20 protein-coding genes are annotated in these 18,166 nt (G+C 54.8%); 15 read left to right on the top strand and 5 right to left on the bottom strand.

Going from position 1 to position 18,166, the window contains the following annotated elements; genetic code table 11:
• Positions 1 to 110: 110 nt before the first annotated feature.
• Positions 111 to 1,094, bottom strand: coding sequence for an iron-sulfur cluster assembly scaffold protein (locus JMG82_RS08430; protein ID WP_201352310.1), 984 nt, complete (start codon positions 1,092 to 1,094; stop codon positions 111 to 113).
• 16 nt (positions 1,095 to 1,110) lie between these two features.
• Positions 1,111 to 2,298 carry a NifS family cysteine desulfurase gene (locus JMG82_RS08425; RefSeq protein ID WP_201352309.1) on the bottom strand — a complete coding sequence of 396 codons (1,188 nt, stop codon included), beginning with the start codon at positions 2,296 to 2,298 and terminating at the stop codon, positions 1,111 to 1,113.
• Positions 2,299 to 2,501: 203 nt separating this feature from the next.
• Between JMG82_RS08425 and JMG82_RS08420 the strand changes: the two genes are divergently transcribed.
• Together JMG82_RS08420 and JMG82_RS08415 are read left to right on the top strand one after the other, a co-directional pair.
• A complete protein-coding gene (locus tag JMG82_RS08420) occupies positions 2,502 to 3,998 on the top strand; it encodes a SulP family inorganic anion transporter (protein ID WP_201352308.1) in 1,497 nt (498 codons plus the stop codon).
• Positions 3,999 to 4,003: 5 nt separating this feature from the next.
• Positions 4,004 to 4,657, top strand: coding sequence for an endonuclease III domain-containing protein (locus JMG82_RS08415; protein ID WP_201352307.1), 654 nt, complete (start codon positions 4,004 to 4,006; stop codon positions 4,655 to 4,657).
• A 107-nt stretch (positions 4,658 to 4,764) separates the two neighbouring features.
• Here JMG82_RS08415 and JMG82_RS08410 read toward each other — a convergent pair whose 3' ends face one another.
• On the bottom strand, positions 4,765 to 5,235 hold the full coding sequence (locus tag JMG82_RS08410; RefSeq protein WP_201352306.1) for a hypothetical protein: 471 nt from the start codon (positions 5,233 to 5,235) through the stop codon (positions 4,765 to 4,767).
• Positions 5,236 to 5,733: 498 nt separating this feature from the next.
• Here JMG82_RS08410 and JMG82_RS08405 point away from each other — a divergent pair, with 498 nt between their 5' ends.
• From JMG82_RS08405 to JMG82_RS08395, 3 genes are read left to right on the top strand one after another with little or no spacing between them, the layout of a single operon-like run.
• On the top strand, positions 5,734 to 6,198 hold the full coding sequence (locus JMG82_RS08405) for a heme-binding domain-containing protein (RefSeq protein ID WP_201352305.1): 465 nt from the start codon (positions 5,734 to 5,736) through the stop codon (positions 6,196 to 6,198).
• Positions 6,195 to 6,647, top strand: coding sequence for a hypothetical protein (locus JMG82_RS08400; protein WP_201352303.1), 453 nt, complete (start codon positions 6,195 to 6,197; stop codon positions 6,645 to 6,647). The genes JMG82_RS08405 and JMG82_RS08400 overlap by 4 nt, the downstream gene beginning before the upstream one ends.
• Positions 6,644 to 7,009 (top strand): HIT family protein, encoded by a 366-nt coding sequence (locus JMG82_RS08395; RefSeq protein ID WP_201352301.1) that lies wholly within the window; start codon positions 6,644 to 6,646, stop codon positions 7,007 to 7,009. The genes JMG82_RS08400 and JMG82_RS08395 overlap by 4 nt, the downstream gene beginning before the upstream one ends.
• Positions 7,010 to 7,028: 19 nt before the next feature.
• On the opposite strand, the gene fliI is transcribed toward JMG82_RS08395, so the two are convergent.
• Both fliI and folE read right to left on the bottom strand, forming a co-directional pair.
• Entirely contained in the window at positions 7,029 to 8,327 is a 1,299-nt protein-coding gene (gene fliI, locus JMG82_RS08390) for a flagellar protein export ATPase FliI (protein WP_201352300.1), read from the bottom strand.
• 12 nt (positions 8,328 to 8,339) lie between these two features.
• Entirely contained in the window at positions 8,340 to 8,924 is a 585-nt protein-coding gene (gene folE, locus JMG82_RS08385; RefSeq protein WP_236579217.1) for a GTP cyclohydrolase I FolE, read from the bottom strand.
• A gap of 200 nt (positions 8,925 to 9,124) precedes the next feature.
• Here folE and JMG82_RS08380 point away from each other — a divergent pair, with 200 nt between their 5' ends.
• The 10 genes from JMG82_RS08380 to trhA all read left to right on the top strand — a co-directional run bounded on the left by JMG82_RS08380 (position 9,125) and on the right by trhA (position 18,058).
• Complete coding sequence (locus tag JMG82_RS08380) at positions 9,125 to 9,514, top strand: lysozyme inhibitor LprI family protein (protein WP_201352296.1); 390 nt, start codon at positions 9,125 to 9,127, stop codon at positions 9,512 to 9,514.
• 71 nt (positions 9,515 to 9,585) lie between these two features.
• Positions 9,586 to 10,911, top strand: coding sequence for a trigger factor (gene tig / locus JMG82_RS08375; protein ID WP_201352294.1), 1,326 nt, complete (start codon positions 9,586 to 9,588; stop codon positions 10,909 to 10,911).
• Positions 10,908 to 11,495, top strand: a complete 588-nt coding sequence (gene clpP, locus JMG82_RS08370) for an ATP-dependent Clp endopeptidase proteolytic subunit ClpP (RefSeq protein WP_201352292.1) — start codon at positions 10,908 to 10,910, stop codon at positions 11,493 to 11,495. The genes tig and clpP overlap by 4 nt, the downstream gene beginning before the upstream one ends.
• A gap of 18 nt (positions 11,496 to 11,513) precedes the next feature.
• Positions 11,514 to 12,515 carry a GGDEF domain-containing protein gene (locus tag JMG82_RS08365; RefSeq protein WP_201352290.1) on the top strand — a complete coding sequence of 334 codons (1,002 nt, stop codon included), beginning with the start codon at positions 11,514 to 11,516 and terminating at the stop codon, positions 12,513 to 12,515.
• Positions 12,516 to 12,529: 14 nt separating this feature from the next.
• Entirely contained in the window at positions 12,530 to 13,057 is a 528-nt protein-coding gene (gene def, locus JMG82_RS08360) for a peptide deformylase (RefSeq protein ID WP_201352282.1), read from the top strand.
• On the top strand, positions 13,054 to 14,562 hold the full coding sequence (locus JMG82_RS08355) for a YifB family Mg chelatase-like AAA ATPase (protein WP_201352280.1): 1,509 nt from the start codon (positions 13,054 to 13,056) through the stop codon (positions 14,560 to 14,562). Before def ends, JMG82_RS08355 begins: the two co-directional genes overlap by 4 nt.
• Before the next feature lies 1 nt (position 14,563).
• Entirely contained in the window at positions 14,564 to 15,196 is a 633-nt protein-coding gene (locus JMG82_RS08350; protein WP_201352278.1) for an N-acetylmuramoyl-L-alanine amidase, read from the top strand.
• Positions 15,193 to 16,326, top strand: a complete 1,134-nt coding sequence (locus JMG82_RS08345; RefSeq protein ID WP_201352276.1) for a DUF819 family protein — start codon at positions 15,193 to 15,195, stop codon at positions 16,324 to 16,326. Before JMG82_RS08350 ends, JMG82_RS08345 begins: the two co-directional genes overlap by 4 nt.
• Positions 16,323 to 17,357 carry a dipeptide epimerase gene (locus tag JMG82_RS08340; RefSeq protein ID WP_201352274.1) on the top strand — a complete coding sequence of 345 codons (1,035 nt, stop codon included), beginning with the start codon at positions 16,323 to 16,325 and terminating at the stop codon, positions 17,355 to 17,357. Before JMG82_RS08345 ends, JMG82_RS08340 begins: the two co-directional genes overlap by 4 nt.
• 56 nt (positions 17,358 to 17,413) lie before the next feature.
• The gene (trhA, locus tag JMG82_RS08335) at positions 17,414 to 18,058 is read left to right on the top strand and encodes a PAQR family membrane homeostasis protein TrhA (protein ID WP_201352272.1); all 645 of its coding nucleotides are present in this window, start codon (positions 17,414 to 17,416) and stop codon (positions 18,056 to 18,058) included.
• Positions 18,059 to 18,166: the final 108 nt, after the last annotated feature.

Below are 18,166 nucleotides of genomic sequence, written 5' to 3'. Positions count from 1 at the left end.
GCCTTCGGCGAAAGGTTGAAGGGTTTTGGAAACATCTCGTTCGGATTCGATAAAAAGAGGAAAAAGGAGGGACAAGCCCCCTTTTTTTTCGAAGAAGCGGCTGCCGGTCGTCAGATGGGAAGAACGCGGATATTGGGGTCGAGTTTCTCTTTGAGTGTAGACTCGATGGCATAGAGCGTACCGGTGGTGGAGCTGGCGCATCCGGAGCAGGCTCCCAGATAGCGGATGTAGACATCGGTGTACTCGCCGTTTTGTTTGACATCGAGCACTTCCATGTTGCCTCCGTCCATGATCAGGTACTGCCGTACGCTCTCGTCGATGACGCTGTCGATCGCCTTGATCTTCTGAACCAGCGTCATGTCGCTGAAAGGAATCTCTTCGCCGCTGGCCTGTTTCTCGGCAGCTTCCTTGAGCTTCTCTTCTTCCATCTCGCGTCGTGTGTCGGCAAGAATATCCACCAGATAGTATTCACGCTCTTCGTGGCCGCCGGGCTTGATACAGCTTTTGCAGAATGCTCCCGCTTTGGTGTAGTCGGTAATCTCTTCGACGGTTTTAAGGTCGTTGAGTCTGATCACTTCCTTGATGGTGCTCAGGCTCACCCTGGCACATTCGCAGACGATGATCTCGTCTTCGAAACTCTCCATATCCACCCCTTTATAAAGTGATGCCGCCTTCTTGATGACGTCGTAGGCCATAACCGAGCAGTGCATCTTCTGCGGTGGAACGGCCGGGGTATTCGGCTCGTCGCGCATCGCCTTTTCCACGTCGATATTGGTGATCTTGACCGCCTCATCGACCGTCTTGCCTTTGCAGAGCTCCACCATCGTATCGGAACTGGCGATCGCCGTTCCGCAGCCGAAGCTCTTGAATTTCGCGTCAAGGATTCTGTCGGTTTTCGGATCGACGATCCAGTAGAGGCGCACGGCATCGCCGCAGCTCTCGGCACCGAAATCGGCGACGATCAGCTCGCCGCCCAGGCGCTTGGCATCCTCCTCGGTCAGTTCGCCCTGGTTTTTGGGGTTGTTCATCAACTCCTGCACCTTCTGGCTGTACTCTTCCCAGATGCTGCCGCCAATCAAATCTGTTTTTGCCATAATCTTCTCCTCTTTTTTACACTTTCATATTTTCTGGCATGTAGGCGTAGGTGCTCGAAATGGCACGCAGACGCTCGACCGCCTTTTTGAACTGTTCGATGGTATAGTCTATCTCCTCTTCGGTCGTAAAACGGCTGAGGCTGAGTCTCACGGCCGTATGGGCCAGCTCGCTGTCGGCGCCCACCGCCGTCATGATCGGATTCGCCTCAAGGTCTTCACTGGCACACGCGCTACCGGTACTCGCCGCGATGCCTGCCCGGTTGAGATCCCACAGCATCGCTTCCCCCTCGACCCCGCGGACGGAGACGAGTATCGTGTTGGGGGTGCGGTTGTCCCGCGGTCCCACACTGTAGATGTCGGGAATCTCCAGAATCGCATCTTCGAGTTTGTCTCGCAGACGCCTTACATGCTCCTCTTCGAATTTGAGATAGTAGTTGGCCAGTTCGATCGCCTTGCCCATGCCGACGATGCCGGGAACATTCAGCGTTCCCGAGCGGCGGCCGCCCATATGCTCTCCCCCATGCAGCAGCGATGTCAACGGGTGTCCGTTGCGAATGTAAAGCCCGCCGACCCCTTTGGGCCCGTGGAACTTGTGGGCCGAAAAACTCATGAAATCGACGCCCGACCTGATGACATCGACCGGAATTTTGCCGACCGCCTGAACCCCGTCGGTGTGGAACAGTACCCCTTTCTCCTTGCAGACTTCGGCGATCTGTTCGACAGGAAAGATGGCCCCCGTTTCGTTGTTGGCCCACATGATCGAAACGAGCGCCGTCTTGTCGGTAATGAAGTCGCGTACCGTATGCGCTTCGACGATACCGTCGTTGTTGACCGGCAGATAGGTCACCCGCACACCCTGCTCCTCCAGCCATCGGCACACGGCCGTGATGGAGGGGTGCTCCACTTCGGTCGTGATGATATGGTCCTTGTCGCCGTTTTTGATCAGATCGAAATAGACACCTTTGAGCACCCAGTTGTTCGACTCGGTGGCACAGGAGGTGACCACGATGTCATCCTCGTCCCGTGCGCCGATCGCTTCATACATCTGGTCCATCGCCCTGCGAAGCGCCGGATGCGACGCCGTACCGAAATCGTGCAATGAATTCGGGTTTCCGTAAATTTCGGTGAAATACGGGTCCATCGCCGCTTTGACTTCCGGGTCCACCATCGTTGTGGCATTGTTGTCGAGATAGACTTTCATCATGATAATAACTCCCAATTTCCAAATCGGACAAAATTAGTCTTAATTAACTTGCTGCATCTTAAATAAAGTTTGTTTAAGGTTTGCTGAATTTGAAATTGTACTCGCAGAACATTGTTTCGGAGGATTTCATTATATACAAAAAAGCTTAATCACTTTTAAGACCCTTTTTCCTATAATCCCAGCTTTCAACCCAAAGGATTTCCGTGTTCGCACAACTTCTCAAAGCCTATTCGGGGCACAGCGCTAAAAACGACGTTCTCTCCGGCGCTGTCGTCGCCATCGCGCTGGTTCCCGAAGCGATCGCCTTTTCGCTCATTGCCGGCGTTTCCCCGCTGGTAGGTCTGTATACGGCATTCCTTCTCGGCCTCGTCACGGCACTTTTCGGCGGCAAGCCGGGTATGATCAGCGGCGCTACGGGAAGTGTGGCGGTGGTCATGGTCTCCCTTGTCGCGACCCATGGTGTCGAGTACCTCTTTTTCGCCACGATATTGACAGGGCTCATACAGGTGGCTTTCGGCCTTTTGCGGCTGGCCAAATTCATTCGCCTCGTTCCCCAGCCGGCAATCCTTGGTTTCGTCAACGGCCTGGCCATCGTCATCGCCCTAGCACAACTTCCGATGTTCGAAGGCGAGGGGCCCATTATGTACATCCTCGTCTTCGCCACGATGGCCACGATGGTCATACTGCCTCGTTTTACCAAAGCGGTCCCGGCCGGGTTGGTGGCGATTGTCGTCTTGAGCGCCGTGACCGTCATTTTCGACCTCGACACGAAACGGGTGGCGGACCTGGGCTCCATCGCCGGTGACCTCCCCTCTTTCCACTGGCCCGACGTGCCCTTTGGCTTTGAAACCTTTCAGACTGTCCTCCCCTATGCCGCGGTTATGGCAGCGGTGGGGCTCATCGAATCGCTGCTGACCCTCTCGGTGCTCGATGAAATGAGCGGCGAAAAAGGAAACGCCAACAAAGAGGCGGTGGCCCTGGGCGCCGGTAATGCCGCCTGCGGCATGTTCGGCGGCATGGCAGGATGCGCGATGATCGGCCAGAGCATCATCAACTTCACCTCCGGCGGGCGGGGGCGTCTTTCGGGTGTGACGGCGGCCATTCTGCTCATCCTTTTCGTCGTTTCGCTGAGCGATCTCATCGGACAGATTCCCATCGCCGTGCTGGTGGGGATCATGTTCATGGTCAGCGTCGAGACCTTCGAATGGGCGAGTCTCGATCGCCTTCGGAAGATGCCAAAAACCGATGCCTTCATCCTGATTACGGTCACCATCGTCACGATCTTCACCGACTTGGCGATGGCGGTCATCATCGGGGTCATCATCAGCGCACTGGTCTTCGCGTGGCAGCATGCCCGCGTCTATACCCGCACCTACGTGGAAGGCGACAGAAAGATCTACGAATTCGATGGCCCTCTCTTCTTCGGTTCGGTCCAGGGATTTCTGGACCAGTTCGACGTAGCCAACGACCCGGACGAGGTGGTCATGGACTTCAAGCGGGCCCGCGTCATGGATTCCAGCGGCGTCGAGGCGATCGACAAAATCACGAAGCGTTACGAAGAGGCGGGCAAGAAGCTCACCATCCGCCACCTCAGCGAAGACTGCAAAAAGCTCCTCAAAGCGGCGGGCAAATACTGCACCTGGGAAGAGGACGACCCCACCTATAAAGTGGCGGTGGACCACGAAATGTACCGCAGGTAAGAAGCATGACACGGGACAATTTCGACAAAGCTCTGCGAATTCTCAGAACCGAGTATCCCAAATGGGACGCGCCGGCCAAGAAAACGGCCTACGGCTACCGACGCACCCCCTACACCGTCACCGTTTCGGTGACACTCAGTTTCCGCACCAAAGACGAAGTGACCCAGGCGGCCGGTGAGCGGCTCTTTGCCTTGGCCGACACCCCCGAAAAGATGGTCACCCTCCCGCAAGAGACGATCGAAAAAGCGATCTACCCCGTCGGTTTCTACCGCAAAAAAGCCCGGACGATACTCGATATTTCCCACTACCTGCTAAAACATTTTGACGGCAAGGTCCCCGACACGGAGAAAGAGCTGCTTAAAATCAGAGGCATCGGTCCCAAAGCGGCCGCCATCATCCTGGAACGGGCATTCGGCAAAGATGCGGTCGCCGTGGATGTCCATGTGCACCGCATCCTCAACCGCTGGGGATTTCTGCAGACCCGTACGCCAAAAGAGAGCTACGAAGCCCTCAAAACCCTTCTGGTTTCCCAAGAGAAAAAAGGGCTCAACCGCCTGCTTGTAAGTTTCGGGCAGGTCATCTGCAAACCGCTTAAACCGCAGTGCGACAACTGCCCGATAAAAGATCTATGCGATACGGGCCGATCCCTACAGCCATGAAATCTTTGGCAAAAAAAGCGTAATTCTGAATATTCAAGAATTTTAAAAAATGAACTGCGAATCGATTGGACAACAGCTCCTCGATAAAAATGGATCGGCTTGTCCCATCAAAAGCTCTGTTCATCCGAAGAATCGGCAATGTCGGTTTTTTCGACTTTTTTATCTTCTTTTGCAATTTTTTCCTGAGCTTTTCTAATGTAATCTACGCCGTTTTCTCCTCTCGCATAGCAGTGGTTGTATACCATCGCCTCATCTATGGCTTCAAACTCTCCCTTTAGTTTGGCAAGCTGCGCTTCACTATCTCCCGCGAACAAAACAAAATATGCCGGCCAGAACAAAACGGTACCGACCACGGCCATAGCCACATCACGATTGTGTGCAGAGTCTTGTGATTTGGTCACATCTGCTAGCCTGTAACTCACATTTTCCATATCGTTTTCAAGCAGCTTACATTCTTTATCGATATATTTGGATTTTGGCACATATGCTGCTTGAACTTCCGTGGATTTTTTGGCACAACCACTGAATATACTTGTCATCAAAATGGCACTCAGCCCAATCGCTACACTTTTTTTCATAGCAACCCCCTTTCGTTTAAAATATATTCGAAGTGTAGGCTATTCGGCAAAAAATCTGAATGGCATTTTTCTTCGATCCCTTTTTTCAAAATAACCAGACCACCATTTCTTGCTCTACAATCCTCTCTAAACAATCAAAAGTATTTTCACTCTTCCCCATGTACGTATCCTTCGTGCAAATAAAAGGCGATTCCCCCGGGTGCAAGCAAGATGGGATTCTGCACCAGTGGAAAAGCCTGCATCTACTGCTGCTTTTGCCATATAGAGAAAACTATGCACTAACACCAATCAAAAACGCTATACCGAAACAAAAATAGCGGGGGCACGACTCTTCGCTACGCAATCTTTCGGAAAAAATCGCGCATAAAATTTCAAAGCTTTCGGCGAAAAGAAGTTTGGAAAAAGTTGAAACTTTTCGACAAAAACAAAAAACCCTTTCCATTTTTTTACAGGATAGACTACAATTACGGATAAAATTTGCCCGAAACAAGGAGTGACATGTCGGTAGGAAAAACATTGGGAGTCGTCTTTGCGATTCTTTTTGCAGGAATGCAGCTCATACCCGTCGAGCGGAACAATCCCAAAAGCGATCCCGCGCTCGAGATCAAAGCACCGGCCAAAGTCAAAGAGATTTTCGAACGATCCTGCTACGACTGTCACTCCAATGAAACGAAATGGCCGTGGTACAGTGCCATCGCTCCCGCCAAATGGTTCATCGCCAGAGATGTGCGGGTGGGGCGGCAGTGGCTCAATTTCAGCGAATGGGAAAAATATGACGACAAGAGAAAGCAAAAGCTCAAAGCGATGATCTTCAAAGCGGTCGGTCTGGCGATGCCCCTGGGAACCTATGCCAAGGTGCACAAAAAGGCACAGCTTTCACAGAAGGACCGTGACACCATCCGCGAGTGGACGGGCATCCGCCCCGAAGAGATCATGAACAATCCCAAAAGGTACCTCTATTGATCAAAATAGTTCTCTACACCCATATCCTCGCCGCCACCGCCTGGATCGGCGGGTCGCTCCTGCTTTTCGCACTGGGCATCCTGCTCCGTGACAAAACGGCCCAGAAAGCGGTCTATGCCCACCTTGGACCGCTTTACGGTTACTTCGAAACATTCTGGCTCATCATTCTCTGGATTACGGGGCTGACGATGTTTTTCCATTTCGGTTTCCCCGCCGTTTTCGCGCATGCATCCGAATCGGCGCTGGCGCATCTGATGTATGTGAAACTGACGATCGTGGGGGCCCTGACGCTGCTTACCGTCATCCACATGACCATCGCCTTCAAAACCCACGGAATCGAACGCACCACCCTCCAGAACATCATCTCCCGGGGAAGCTCGATGATGATCTTTCTGCTCAACCTCGTCATCATCTGGTATGCCATAGGTATACGGGACAATCTGGGATGATCTACGAAGACGACGACATCATTCTCGAGTGGGAAGCGAGCGAAATTCCCTGGATAAAAATCTTCACCCGGGAACCTTTCAGAGAGCTTACAGAGTGCCCCGATGCGCTGCGCGGCAAACTCTGGCGCGTATACGAAATCGTGGAAAGGGCGATGATAGAGTATTTCAGCCCATACAAGATCAACATGGCTTCCTTCGGCAACTATCTGCCGCGGGTGCACATCCACGTCATGGCGCGATTCGAAAACGACAGCTTCTTTCCGGAACCGATGTGGGGAGAGAAACAGCGCGATGGCAGCTACACGATGCCATCTAGAGCCCCTTTCGAAAAAATGGTGAGAAAGCGGCTCAAAGCGGTGTGACGGTTGCGCTGAATAGCCGCTAACTCACCACTTCCTTCAGTCTATTCACTGTTTCGACGAAGGGGACCGGCTTGTCCGCCTCCTGGGTCAGGAAACGTTCCATCGCCTCCTTTTTCGCCAGCGCCTCGTCAAGCTGAGGATCCATTCCGCGCTGGTAGGCACCGATACGCACCAACATCTCGTTCTCTTTCAACAGGGCAAGAAGCTGCCTGAACTTCCTAACAGCCGCCAGATGGTCCGGTTCGATGACGTCATTGATGACCCGTGAGGCGGAGGAGAGCACATCCACCGGCGGATAGATGCCCCTGTCGGTCAGTTCACGGCTCAGCACGATGTGGCCGTCGAGAATGCTTCGGCTTTGGTCGGCAATGGGATCGCTCAGATCGTCACCTTCCACAAGCACCGTGAAAAAAGCGGTGATGGAGCCCTGTCCCTCCTCTTTGCCGGCCCGTTCCATCAGCTGGGGCAGCAGCGTCAGCGCAGAGGGGGGATACCCCTTTGACGTGGGCGGTTCTCCCAGCGCCAGACCGATCTCCCGCTGGGCCATAGCGAAACGCGTCACCGAGTCCATCATAAAGAGCACATCATGCCCCTGCCTCTTGAAATACTCCGCCACACTCATAGCGCTGAAGGCGCCGTATTTACGCATCAGGGCACTGTCGTCGCTGGTGGCCACGACGATGACGGTATTGGTCAGATCGCCTCCCAGGTTCTTGGCGATGAACTCGGGTACCTCACGTCCTCGCTCGCCGATAAGCGCCACCACTTTGATCGTCGCCTCGCTGCCCCGGACAATCATCCCCATCAGTGTCGATTTGCCCACCCCGCTTCCGGCGAAGATTCCGACTTTCTGTCCCTTGCCGCTGGTCAGAAGACCGTCGATGCTTTTGACGCCGACACTGAAATGCTCGTCGATCAGTCCCCGCTTCATCACATCCATCGGCGATTTCATGATCGGCTCGGTATCTTTCAGGATAATCGGACCCCCGCCATCGATCGGTTGCATGAAGGGATCGACCACCCGCCCCAGCAGTTTCTCGCCAACGGGAATCTCAAGACCCTTTTCGTTCAAAAGCACCCGGTCGCCCACCTGCATTCCTTCGATGAACCCGAAAGGGGTAATTGTGAAACTCTCGGTGCCCAGCGCCGTCACCATCCCCAGTCTGCGCTCCGTGCCCGCCAGGATCGTTACGCTCTGGCCGATGCTTACCTTCAGTCCCCTCGCGACGATCGCATTGGCGTTGATGCTCTGGATGGTTCCGTACGCAGGGGAGAGGGGCATGGTCCTGACGCGGTTTCGAAGCGACTTGAGCGGCATCTTCACACCTGCTCAGTAGCGGGGTCTCAAAGGGGCGTTGATCATGCTCATGAACTCTTCCCTCGTTTTTGCATCACGCTTGAAAAGCCCGCGAAGCGCCGAAGAGACCGTCGTGGAGTTGATCTTTTCCACTCCGCGCATCTCCATGCACATATGACGCGCCTCGACGACGACGGCCACCCCTTTGGGCTGGACCGTCTCGAGAATCGCGTCGGCGATCTGTTCGGTCATCTGCTCCTGAATCTGCAGGCGCCGCGCAAAGATATCGACCATCCGGGGTATCTTGCTCAGCCCCACCACTTTTCCGTTGGGTATATAGGCCACATGGACGCGGCCGATGATGGGCAGCAGATGGTGCTCGCACATCGAGTAGAATTCGATATCGCGCACCAGCACCATCTCGTCGTTGCTGCTTTCGAACATCGCGTCATTAAGCACCTTCCTGGGGTCCATCCTGTACCCTCCGCACATATGTTCGAACGCTTTGTAGACCCTCTGCGGCGTTTTGGCCAGACCTTCACGATCCGGATCTTCACCGATCAGCTCCAGAATCGTTCTGACGGCATTTTCAAACTTCACCTCTTTTTCGTCGGACATATCGCTCTCTGTCTCCGGAGTCGGGTCGCGGAACTTCGTTTTCACCAGGGCTTCCCTGCCCGACATCCCGGTGGAATATTTCTGTTATACTTTTTGAAGTATAACGATTTTTTCGTAAAATGTTGCGTAACCATCAAGCATCTCTCCCGAAAATCTATGCACAGCCGCCGAATTTTCGGGACAGGATTCAAGGAGATTTCATGAGACAAGCAGTTTTTCCCCTTCTCTTTCTGGGCCTCGCAGCGGGTGCCGACTGCGTCGACATTCGGGCGCTCTACAGCGATACCTACAGAAAGTGTATCGAAAACTCGGGCGGTACCACGATGGCCGTCACCGAATGCCAGGATGCGGAACTGCGACGCCAGGACAAAAAGCTCAACGAAGCCTATATGGCTTTGAAAAAAGAAATTGCACCGTCACGGCGTGCGGCACTCAGGAAGATGCAGCGGGCGTGGATCCGCTACCGGGACGCCAAATGCGGCTTTTTCCGCCACGAAAAGAGCGGCAGCGGTGCCGCCAACGACGAGATGCAGTGCCTCGTCGACGAAACGATCAAGCGCACCGTCGAGCTGCGTTTTGACACCTTTTGATGCCTCATTTTGGATTGCGGGCCTCTTTTGGGTAAAATAATGGACTAATTTTTTAGAAGGATCGTAATTTTATGGAAGTGACTGCCAAGAAAACAGACAGTGCCAACGTCAGCGTCGAAGCGAAAATCGCTCAGAACGACATCGACAAAAAAGTGGAAAAGATCGCCAAACAGGCGGCAAAACAGATGAAGATCGACGGATTCCGCCCCGGCAAAGCGCCGGTGTCGGTCATCAAGAAACGGCTGGGTGAACGACTCGTTCAGGATGCGGAAGCCGAAGCGCTTCGCGATATTTTGAATCAGGCATCCAAAGAGCTGGAGCTCGATGCGGAGAAGATCATCGGCGAACCGGCCGTGACGAAATTCGACCGCGGCGAAGAGTTCATCGAGGTGGAGCTGAAACTGAGCCTGCGCCCCGATATCGAAATCGGCGATATCAGCGACATCATTCCGGAAGTCAAAACACCGCGCGTGACGAAAAAAGAGATCGAAGAGCGGATCCAACAGATGGCCGAGGCTCAGGCGCCGTTCGAATCGCTTGAAGAGGATCGGGGCCTCGAAGAGGGCGACCTTGCGGTATTCGATTTCGAAGGTTTCCTCAACGGCGAACCCTTCGAAGGGGGAAAGGCGGAAAATTTCGAACTGCGCATCGGAAGCGGCCAGTTCATCCCGGGTTTCGAAGAGCAGATGATCGGCATGAAGAAGGGAGAAGAAAAGACGATTACCGTCACCTTCCCCGAAGATTACCGCAACAAGGAGCTGGCGGGCAAAGAGGTCGAGTTCAAAATCAAACTTCACGACATCAAAACGAAAAAACCGGTCGAAATCGATGACGAACTGGCGAAAAAACTGCTCGGAAAAGAGGATGCGACACTGGCCGACCTCGAAAAAGAGACCAAAGAGCAGCTTCGCAGCGAAAAACTGAGCAAACTCTACAACGAAGAGCTCAAGCCGAAACTGGTCGAAGCGCTGGTTGAGATGTTCGAATTCGATCTGCCCGAAAGTGTCGTCGAGCAGGAGATCGAAATGGCGCTGCGCAACAGGATTCAGCAAATGAAGGAGGAGGAGCTCGCCGAACTCCGCGAAAACGAAGAGAAAGTCAAAGCACTCCGAGAAGAGCTTCGCGGCGACGCCGCCAAAAGTGTCAAGGCGACCTTCATCGTCGATGCCCTTGCCAGAAAAGAGGGGGTCGATGTAAGCGACCAGGAGATGATGCAGACGATCTACTACGAAGCGATAAGCATGGGGCAGGATCCTCAGCAGACTTTCGAGTACTATCAGAAGCAGAACCTCCTGCCGGCCATCAAGATGGCGATGATCGAAGATCGTCTCCTCACCAAGCTCCTGAATGAGAAAAAAGAGAACAAAGAAGAGAAAACCGAAAAAGAAGAAGCATGAGCTACATTCCATTCGTCATAGAAAAAAGCGGGCGCGGCGAGCGCTCCTACGACATCTACTCAAGACTGCTGAAAGACCGCATCATCATGCTCAGCGGTCCCATCGACGATGCTGTCGCCTCGTCGATCGTTGCCCAGCTGCTTTTCCTGGAGGCGGAAGACCCGGACAAGGACATCTTTCTTTACATCAATTCGCCGGGTGGGGTCATTACCAGCGGATTCAGCATCTACGATACGATGAACTACATCAAACCCGATATTGTGACGATATGTATAGGACAGGCCGCTTCGATGGGCGCCTTTTTGCTTGCCTGCGGGGCCAAGGGCAAACGGTACGCGCTGCCAAGTTCCCGCATCATGATCCACCAGCCCCTTGGCGGTGCGCAGGGTCAGGCGACCGACATCGAAATCCAGGCCAAAGAGATTCTTCGTCTCAAAAAATATCTGAACAAGATTCTGGCCGAGCGCACGGGCAAAACGGTCCGAACGATCGAAAAAGATACCGAACGCGACTTCTTCCTCGGTGCCGACGAGGCGAAAGAGTACGGCCTGATCGACGAAGTTCTCAAACGAAGTTTCAAATAAACCCAACAGGACACAAACATGGAGCGTGGCGGACGATACAGAACCCATGACCTGGATGAACCGACGAGCGATCTCGAAAAATATGCCAGGGAGGTCATGAATGCGATGATCCGCGAGGGTATTCCGCCCACTCCCTCCAATTTCGATGCCTGGTTCGACAAACTTCTCGACAACAAGCCGGTGCCGTTTCGCAAACGAATCCTCAAACTTCTGGAGCTGGAAGATGGGGACGACGACAACCAGGGCATACTGGAACAGCATCTCAAAGAGGCTTTTTCGAATATCAAGAAATTTCTTCAGCACATCAACCTGCTCTACAAAAACCTGCGCCATCTCGAAACGGTGGTGGAGAAACGCTCCTTCGAAGCCGACGCCATCGCCGATCAGAGCGCCATGACAAACCTCCTTGAGGCGATGAAGAAAGATATCCGGACGATGACGTCGATCATCAAAAAAGATGCTTCCGAACTGAAGGAGATCTATACGGCCACCACGGATCTGGTTCAAGATGTCCAGGAACACGCCATTTACGACGATCGGTACGGCGTCTACAAGAAAAATTACCTCCTTAGAAAGATGGCGCAGGAGGAGAAGCTGATCAAAGAGTTCCACCACGAAAGCACCCTGATGCTCGTGCGGACGAACGAAGAGGTCGTTTCCCGACTCAAGAGCCCTAAAATACAGCAGCTGGTCCTTAGGACCGTCGCCCGGCTTCTTCTTAAAACCTCCCGACGCAGCGATACCATCGCCCACTACGAAGCGGGTGTTTTTGCGATTTTGATGAAGCACACCTCCCTCGAAAACGCCCGGCTCGCCGCAGATCGCCTCAAAGATCTGGTCAGCAACACCAACTTTTTCGTCGGAGACGAGGAGATCATGCTCGATGTCGATATCGGCATCGCCCGCATCGATCTTGACCGATCGACCGAACAGACGATCGTCTGCGCCCTCGAAGCGCTCGATATTGCAAAAAAAGTGGATGAGTCCTGCGGCATCTGTCCGCAGGATGTAGAAATCTAAGGGGAGCCCTATCCATGAAACGTCAGATCCTGGTCTATCCCGACAAACGCCTGAAGCAGCAGAGCCACCCGGTAACCGAGTTCGACCACAGACTCCACGAACTGCTCGACGACATGAACGAAACGATGAGCGCCAGCAACGGCATCGGTCTTGCCGCCATCCAGGTCGGCGAACCCATCCGCGCCCTGCTTATCAACCTCCCCGACGAAGAGGGGAACCAGTACCCCGAAAATCTGATCGAAGCGATCAATCCGGTCATTTTGGAAAAACGGGGAAGCACCACCTACACCGAAGGGTGCCTCAGTGTTCCCGAATATTATGACGATGTGGAACGGGCCGAATGGATCCGTGTCGAATTCCAGGACCGTCACGGCGAGAAACATGAGATCGAAACCGACGGCCTGCTGGCCATCGCCTTCCAGCACGAGATGGACCACCTCGACGGTCACCTCTTCATCGAAAAGCTCTCTTTCCTCAAACGCAAGAAGTTTGAAAAAGAGTGGAAAAAGAAGCTCAAAGAACTCAAAGAGAAGGCGGGGTGAAGCATCTACGTTCCGCAACCCTCGACGGTCTTGATGCCAAACCGGTCGATGTGGAAGCGACCTTCACCAAGGGGCTTCCGGCCTTCGGCATCGTAGGCCTCGGGAGCACCTCGATCCAGGAGTCGAAAGAGAGGGTCAAGTCGGCCCTGCTAACCAACGGTTTCTCCTTTCCTCCGCTTAAAATCACGGTCAACCTGAGCCCTTCGGACCTTCAAAAAAGCGGCAGCCACATGGACCTGGCCATCGCCCTGGTCATCGCCTTGCAAAACGATGAGACCGAAGCGGAAGAGCTTTTCGTTTTCGGCGAACTGGGTCTGGACGGAACGCTCAAAGATACCCGCTCCATCTTTCCCATCATCCTCTCTCTTAAAAATCGGAACCTCGTAACAAAGGCGATGGTCCCCAAAGCCTCTTTGGAGAAACTCTCGCTGATCCCGGGCATCGACTACATCGGAGTCACAAATCTGCCCGAGGCGATCGCCGTTTTCAAACACGAAATCCCGCCCCAAACCGTCCAGGCGACATCCATCGAGGGAGAAACGCTTGAGATCGGAGAGCAAACCTACTATATCCTCAAAGAGTACCCGGAAGATTTCCGGGAGGTGAAGGGCCAGGAGGTCGCCAAGCGGGCCGCCCTCATAGCAGCCGCCGGGATGCACAACCTTCTCATGGAAGGAAGCCCCGGATGCGGCAAGAGCATGATCGCCAAGCGCCTGCGCCACATCCTCCCTCCCATGTCCCTCGAAGAGATCCTGCAGTCCAACCAGTACGCCCTGCTCGGCGACGAAGAGCCATCCTTCAGACCCGTCCGCCCTTTCCGTTCCCCCCACCATTCGGCCAGCAAACCGAGTGTGTTCGGTGGCGGTTCGGCCCGGGCCCGCATCGGGGAGGTGGCATTGTCAAACGGCGGCATTCTCTTCTTCGATGAATTCCCCCACTTTCAAAAATCGATTCTCGAAGCGCTTCGGGAGCCGCTGCAGGACCACCGGGTGCTCATTTCCCGGGTCAACAACAAAGTGGAATACGCCACCCGTTTCATGTTCGTCGCCGCCCAGAATCCCTGCCCCTGCGGCAACCTGCTCAGTCGCACGCATCCCTGCCGGTGCAGCGACATCGAAATCAAGCGCTACAAACAGCGCCTCTCCGACCCGCTGCTGGACCGCATCGACATCTACGTCCAGATGCAAGAGAGCGACCCCCAGGACAAACCCTCCGTCGACTCAGCCACCCTGCATGAACAGGTCATCGAAGCCTTCAGGCGGCAAAAATCCCGTGGGCAGAAGCATCTCAACGGCAAACTGGATGAACAAGAAATCGAAACCTACTGCAATCTCGACACCGAGGCACAGACGGTGCTCTTAAAAGCCATCCACAGTTTCGGCCTCAGTCACCGCGCCGTCGCCAACGTTAAAAAGGTGGCCCGCACCATCGCCGACCTAGACGGCGCCGACACGATACAAAAACCCCATATTCTCGAAGCGCTGAGCCTGCGAAGAAGGGGGTGAGATGGCGAAAATTTTCCTGCTGGCGTCATGTTTTCTCCTTCCCCTTTTCGCCCTTGAAATCATCGACAAACCCATCGATTTCGGCCCCAACCGCATCGTTTTGACCCGGCAGTACATCAAACAGCACTACGGCATCGATACCCAAACCATTCGGATTGTGCCCCGAATGATCGTCATCCACTACACCGCCATCCCCACTCTCGACAAATCATGGAAAGCTTTCAAGCCTCAAACGCTGCCGGGCAACCGCGCCGACATCGCCCGCGCTTCGGCTCTCAACGTCTCGGCCCACTACCTTGTCGACCGAAACGGCACCATCTACCGCCTGATGCCCGAGACCCGGATGGCCCGCCACGTCATCGGCCTCAACCACTGCGCCATCGGCATCGAAAACGTCGGAAGCGACGATTTGACCCCCGCCCAGCTGGAAGCGAACCGCCGACTCATCGAATACCTGATGCGCAAATACCCAACCATCCGCTACCTCATCGGCCATTACGAGTATCGCCATTTCGAAGGCTCTCCCCTCTGGCTGGAGAAAGATGCCGGGTATCGCACACAAAAAAGCGACCCCGGACGCTCTTTCATGGAAAAACTCCGCACCCGTTTTCCTTCGCTCAAAAACCGTCCATGATCGACTCGCCGCTTCTATATCTTCTCTCCGTCGCCCTTATCGCCAGCGTTTTCGGCATCGCCGAGAGGATCGAGAAAACCCGCTTCCTCTTCGATTATCTACCTGCCGTCGTCCTCATCTACGCTACCGCGATGGTCGCGGCGCAGTTGGGGGTGTGGGAGAAGACCGATGCTCTCACCGCCGTCTACAAAACCGCCAAAAACAATCTGCTTCCCGCCATGCTCTTTTTGATGCTGCTTTCTGTGGACCTGCGCCGTTTCGCACAACTGGGGCCCAGGCTTATCGCGGCCTACACCGCGGCGACCCTCTCGATCATGATCGCTTTTTTGGCGGTTTTTCTTCTCTTCGGCTTCGGCAAAGAGGAGGCGGGGCTCTTTGCGGCACTGGCGGGAAGCTGGATGGGCGGCACCGCCAATATGCTGGCCGTGGGAAGCGCCATGCATGTCGGCGAAACGATGATGGGGTACGCCCTCGTCGTCGATGCCGTCTGCTACACTTTCTGGGTCATGCTTCTGCTGGCTGTGGTTCCGCTGGCCAATCGTTTCGCCCGCTGGTCCGGCGCCACGCAGACAACGTCAACACACGCAGAACTCGGGTGCGCCTGCACCATCGGGCCGCGCCGCTACTGGCTGCTGCTAGGAAGCGCTTTGATCGTCGCCCTCCTCTCCCAATGGCTCGGCGCCCGTCTCCCGTGGCTGGGGCAGGCCACCTGGAGCGTGCTGATCGCCACTTTTTTGGGTGTCGCGGGCTCCTACACGCCTCTGGCGCGCCTCAACGGCGCCCAGGAGCTCGCCGGAACGATGCTTCTGCTGCTGGTGGCGCTCATCGGCTCCAGGGCCCAGTTCGCCCACTTCGGGGAGATCCCACGGTATGTGGCGGCAGGATTTGCCATCCTGGCACTTCACGGATCGCTGCTCCTTTTGGCGGCCAAACGGTTCAGGCTCGACCTTTTCGCCATCGGCGTCGCCTCCCTGGCCAATATCGGCGGCGTCGCTTCCGCCCCCATTCTCGCCTCGGCCTACCATCGCACCCTGGTCGGCGTCGCCGTCTTGATGGCGGTGACAGGCTACCTCGTCGGTACCTTTGGGGGCCTGGCGGTAGGCTACGCGCTTCAATGGCTGGCCGCATGATTCTGGCCGATTACAGATTAACGACTGTTCATATTCCACTCGAAAAGCCCTTCGTGACGGCACTTCGGCGTGTCGAAACCGCCACGGCACTCCGCCTGGAACTGGTCTCTGCCGAGGGATGGATCGGTGTGGGCGAAGCGCCGCCCACCGTCGCCATCACCGGCGAATCGCTGGAAGATATCGCCCATACGCTCGAGGCCCGGCTCCTGCCGCAGCTGCTGCACCGAAACCTCTCAACCATCGACGAGGCGCAAGAGATTCTCCATGCCGCCCGCGCCGGTCACACCAGCGCGAAAGCGGCCGCGGACATCGCGCTCTACAATCTTTTCGCCCAAAAGGAGGGCATGCCTCTTCATGCGTTTCTGGGAGGCAAGAGGCGACCGGTAAAAACCGTCGTGACCATCAGTCTTGACACACCCAAGGCCATGCGCCGCGACGCCCTGGCCGCCTACGCCCGCGGCTACGACCTGCTGAAGATCAAAGTGGGAGAAAAAGACGGCAAAGACATCGCGCGCGTCCGCGCCATACGCGAAGTCCTTCCCGGCGCCACACTGCTTGTCGACGCCAATCAGGCCTGGAGCGAAAGGGCAACCCTCGAATTCATCGAAGCGAGCCATGCTCTTGACATCGAGCTGATCGAACAGCCCCTTCCCGCCCATGACCTTGCTAGAATGCGCCGTATCACCGCCTGCAGCCCCATTCCGATACTCGCCGACGAAGCGGCCTTCACCCTGGAGGATGTCCGGCGCGTCATGGAGACGGAAGCGGCCCATATGGTCAACGTCAAACTGATGAAATGCGGCGGCATCCACAAGGCAAAAGAGATACTGCAGTGGTGCCGAAGCCATGAGGTTCCCGTCATGCTTGGCTCGATGCTCGAAACGCCCGCATCCATCGAAGCGTCGCTCCATCTGGCAGCGACCTTCACCGATGTCATACGCTACGCCGACTTGGACAGTCCATTGCTCTACAAAGAGATTCCAAGGCGCTGCAACATCCGGGCAGAAAAAAATCTACTCCGTTTGGAGTGAAGCCGCCTCCAAAATTTCCGGTATCATGATGGAAGCGTTTTGAAGAGGTGGGAGCGATGAGAGAAGAAAAAAACGCCTATTCGATCGTCGAAGAGATATGGCACGCCATTTCGCACGGTTTCGGCCTTTTTCTGAGCACTTTCGGCTTTGGGGTACTGGTGACCCTTGCGGCTGTCAGCGGCGATACGGCGAAGGTGTTGACAAGCATCGTATTCGGCATCGGGCTCATTACGATGTACGGCGCCTCGATTCTCTACCACGCCATCACCCACAAAAGAATCAAATCGGCGCTTCAGATTTTCGACCATGTCGCCATCTACATCCTCATCGCCGCCACTTACACGCCTGTCGTGATTCTGGGGGTTCGGGACACTTTTGGCTGGATACTTTTCGGTGTGATCTGGGGAATGGCCATCATCGGCATTCTCCTCAAACTCTTCTTTCCGGGACGTTTCGAAATCTTTTCGCTCATCCTCTACGGGAGCATGGGCTGGCTCATCGTCGTCGCATGGAAACCGCTGGTTCTTCATGCGGGCTGGCTGCCCGCCATTCTCCTTTTTGCAGGGGGCATCATCTACACCGTGGGAATTTTTTTCTATGCACGGGAGTCGATGAGGCTCAATCACGCCATCTGGCACCTTTTTGTGCTAGGCGGCAGCATTTTCCACTATTTTACGGTCTTTTTGCTTATTACACAGTAGAGCCACAGGGCTTTTCTTCTCGCTTCGGCTTCAACCATTCACAAAATTTTATTTATTGTTCATCACGATTTAACCGATATAGATTAGACTATTGAACATTTGAAAGGA

This window comes from Hydrogenimonas urashimensis (assembly GCF_016593255.1).
Lineage (GTDB): Bacteria > Campylobacterota > Campylobacteria > Campylobacterales > Hydrogenimonadaceae > Hydrogenimonas > Hydrogenimonas urashimensis.
This window is presented reverse-complemented; position numbering and strand designations above follow the sequence as displayed.

Coding starts and splice junctions, on each gene's coding strand:
- JMG82_RS08430 (WP_201352310.1), bottom strand. CDS start 1,094: ATGGCAAAAACAGATTTGATTGGCGGCAGCATCTGGGAAGAGTACAGC.
- JMG82_RS08425 (WP_201352309.1), bottom strand. CDS start 2,298: ATGATGAAAGTCTATCTCGACAACAATGCCACAACGATGGTGGACCCG.
- JMG82_RS08415 (WP_201352307.1), top strand. CDS start 4,004: ATGACACGGGACAATTTCGACAAAGCTCTGCGAATTCTCAGAACCGAG.
- JMG82_RS08410 (WP_201352306.1), bottom strand. CDS start 5,235: ATGAAAAAAAGTGTAGCGATTGGGCTGAGTGCCATTTTGATGACAAGT.
- JMG82_RS08405 (WP_201352305.1), top strand. CDS start 5,734: ATGTCGGTAGGAAAAACATTGGGAGTCGTCTTTGCGATTCTTTTTGCA.
- JMG82_RS08395 (WP_201352301.1), top strand. CDS start 6,644: ATGATCTACGAAGACGACGACATCATTCTCGAGTGGGAAGCGAGCGAA.
- fliI (WP_201352300.1), bottom strand. CDS start 8,327: ATGCCGCTCAAGTCGCTTCGAAACCGCGTCAGGACCATGCCCCTCTCC.
- folE (WP_236579217.1), bottom strand. CDS start 8,924: ATGTCCGACGAAAAAGAGGTGAAGTTTGAAAATGCCGTCAGAACGATT.
- JMG82_RS08380 (WP_201352296.1), top strand. CDS start 9,125: ATGAGACAAGCAGTTTTTCCCCTTCTCTTTCTGGGCCTCGCAGCGGGT.
- tig (WP_201352294.1), top strand. CDS start 9,586: ATGGAAGTGACTGCCAAGAAAACAGACAGTGCCAACGTCAGCGTCGAA.
- clpP (WP_201352292.1), top strand. CDS start 10,908: ATGAGCTACATTCCATTCGTCATAGAAAAAAGCGGGCGCGGCGAGCGC.
- JMG82_RS08365 (WP_201352290.1), top strand. CDS start 11,514: ATGGAGCGTGGCGGACGATACAGAACCCATGACCTGGATGAACCGACG.
- def (WP_201352282.1), top strand. CDS start 12,530: ATGAAACGTCAGATCCTGGTCTATCCCGACAAACGCCTGAAGCAGCAG.
- JMG82_RS08350 (WP_201352278.1), top strand. CDS start 14,564: ATGGCGAAAATTTTCCTGCTGGCGTCATGTTTTCTCCTTCCCCTTTTC.
- JMG82_RS08345 (WP_201352276.1), top strand. CDS start 15,193: ATGATCGACTCGCCGCTTCTATATCTTCTCTCCGTCGCCCTTATCGCC.
- JMG82_RS08340 (WP_201352274.1), top strand. CDS start 16,323: ATGATTCTGGCCGATTACAGATTAACGACTGTTCATATTCCACTCGAA.
- trhA (WP_201352272.1), top strand. CDS start 17,414: ATGAGAGAAGAAAAAAACGCCTATTCGATCGTCGAAGAGATATGGCAC.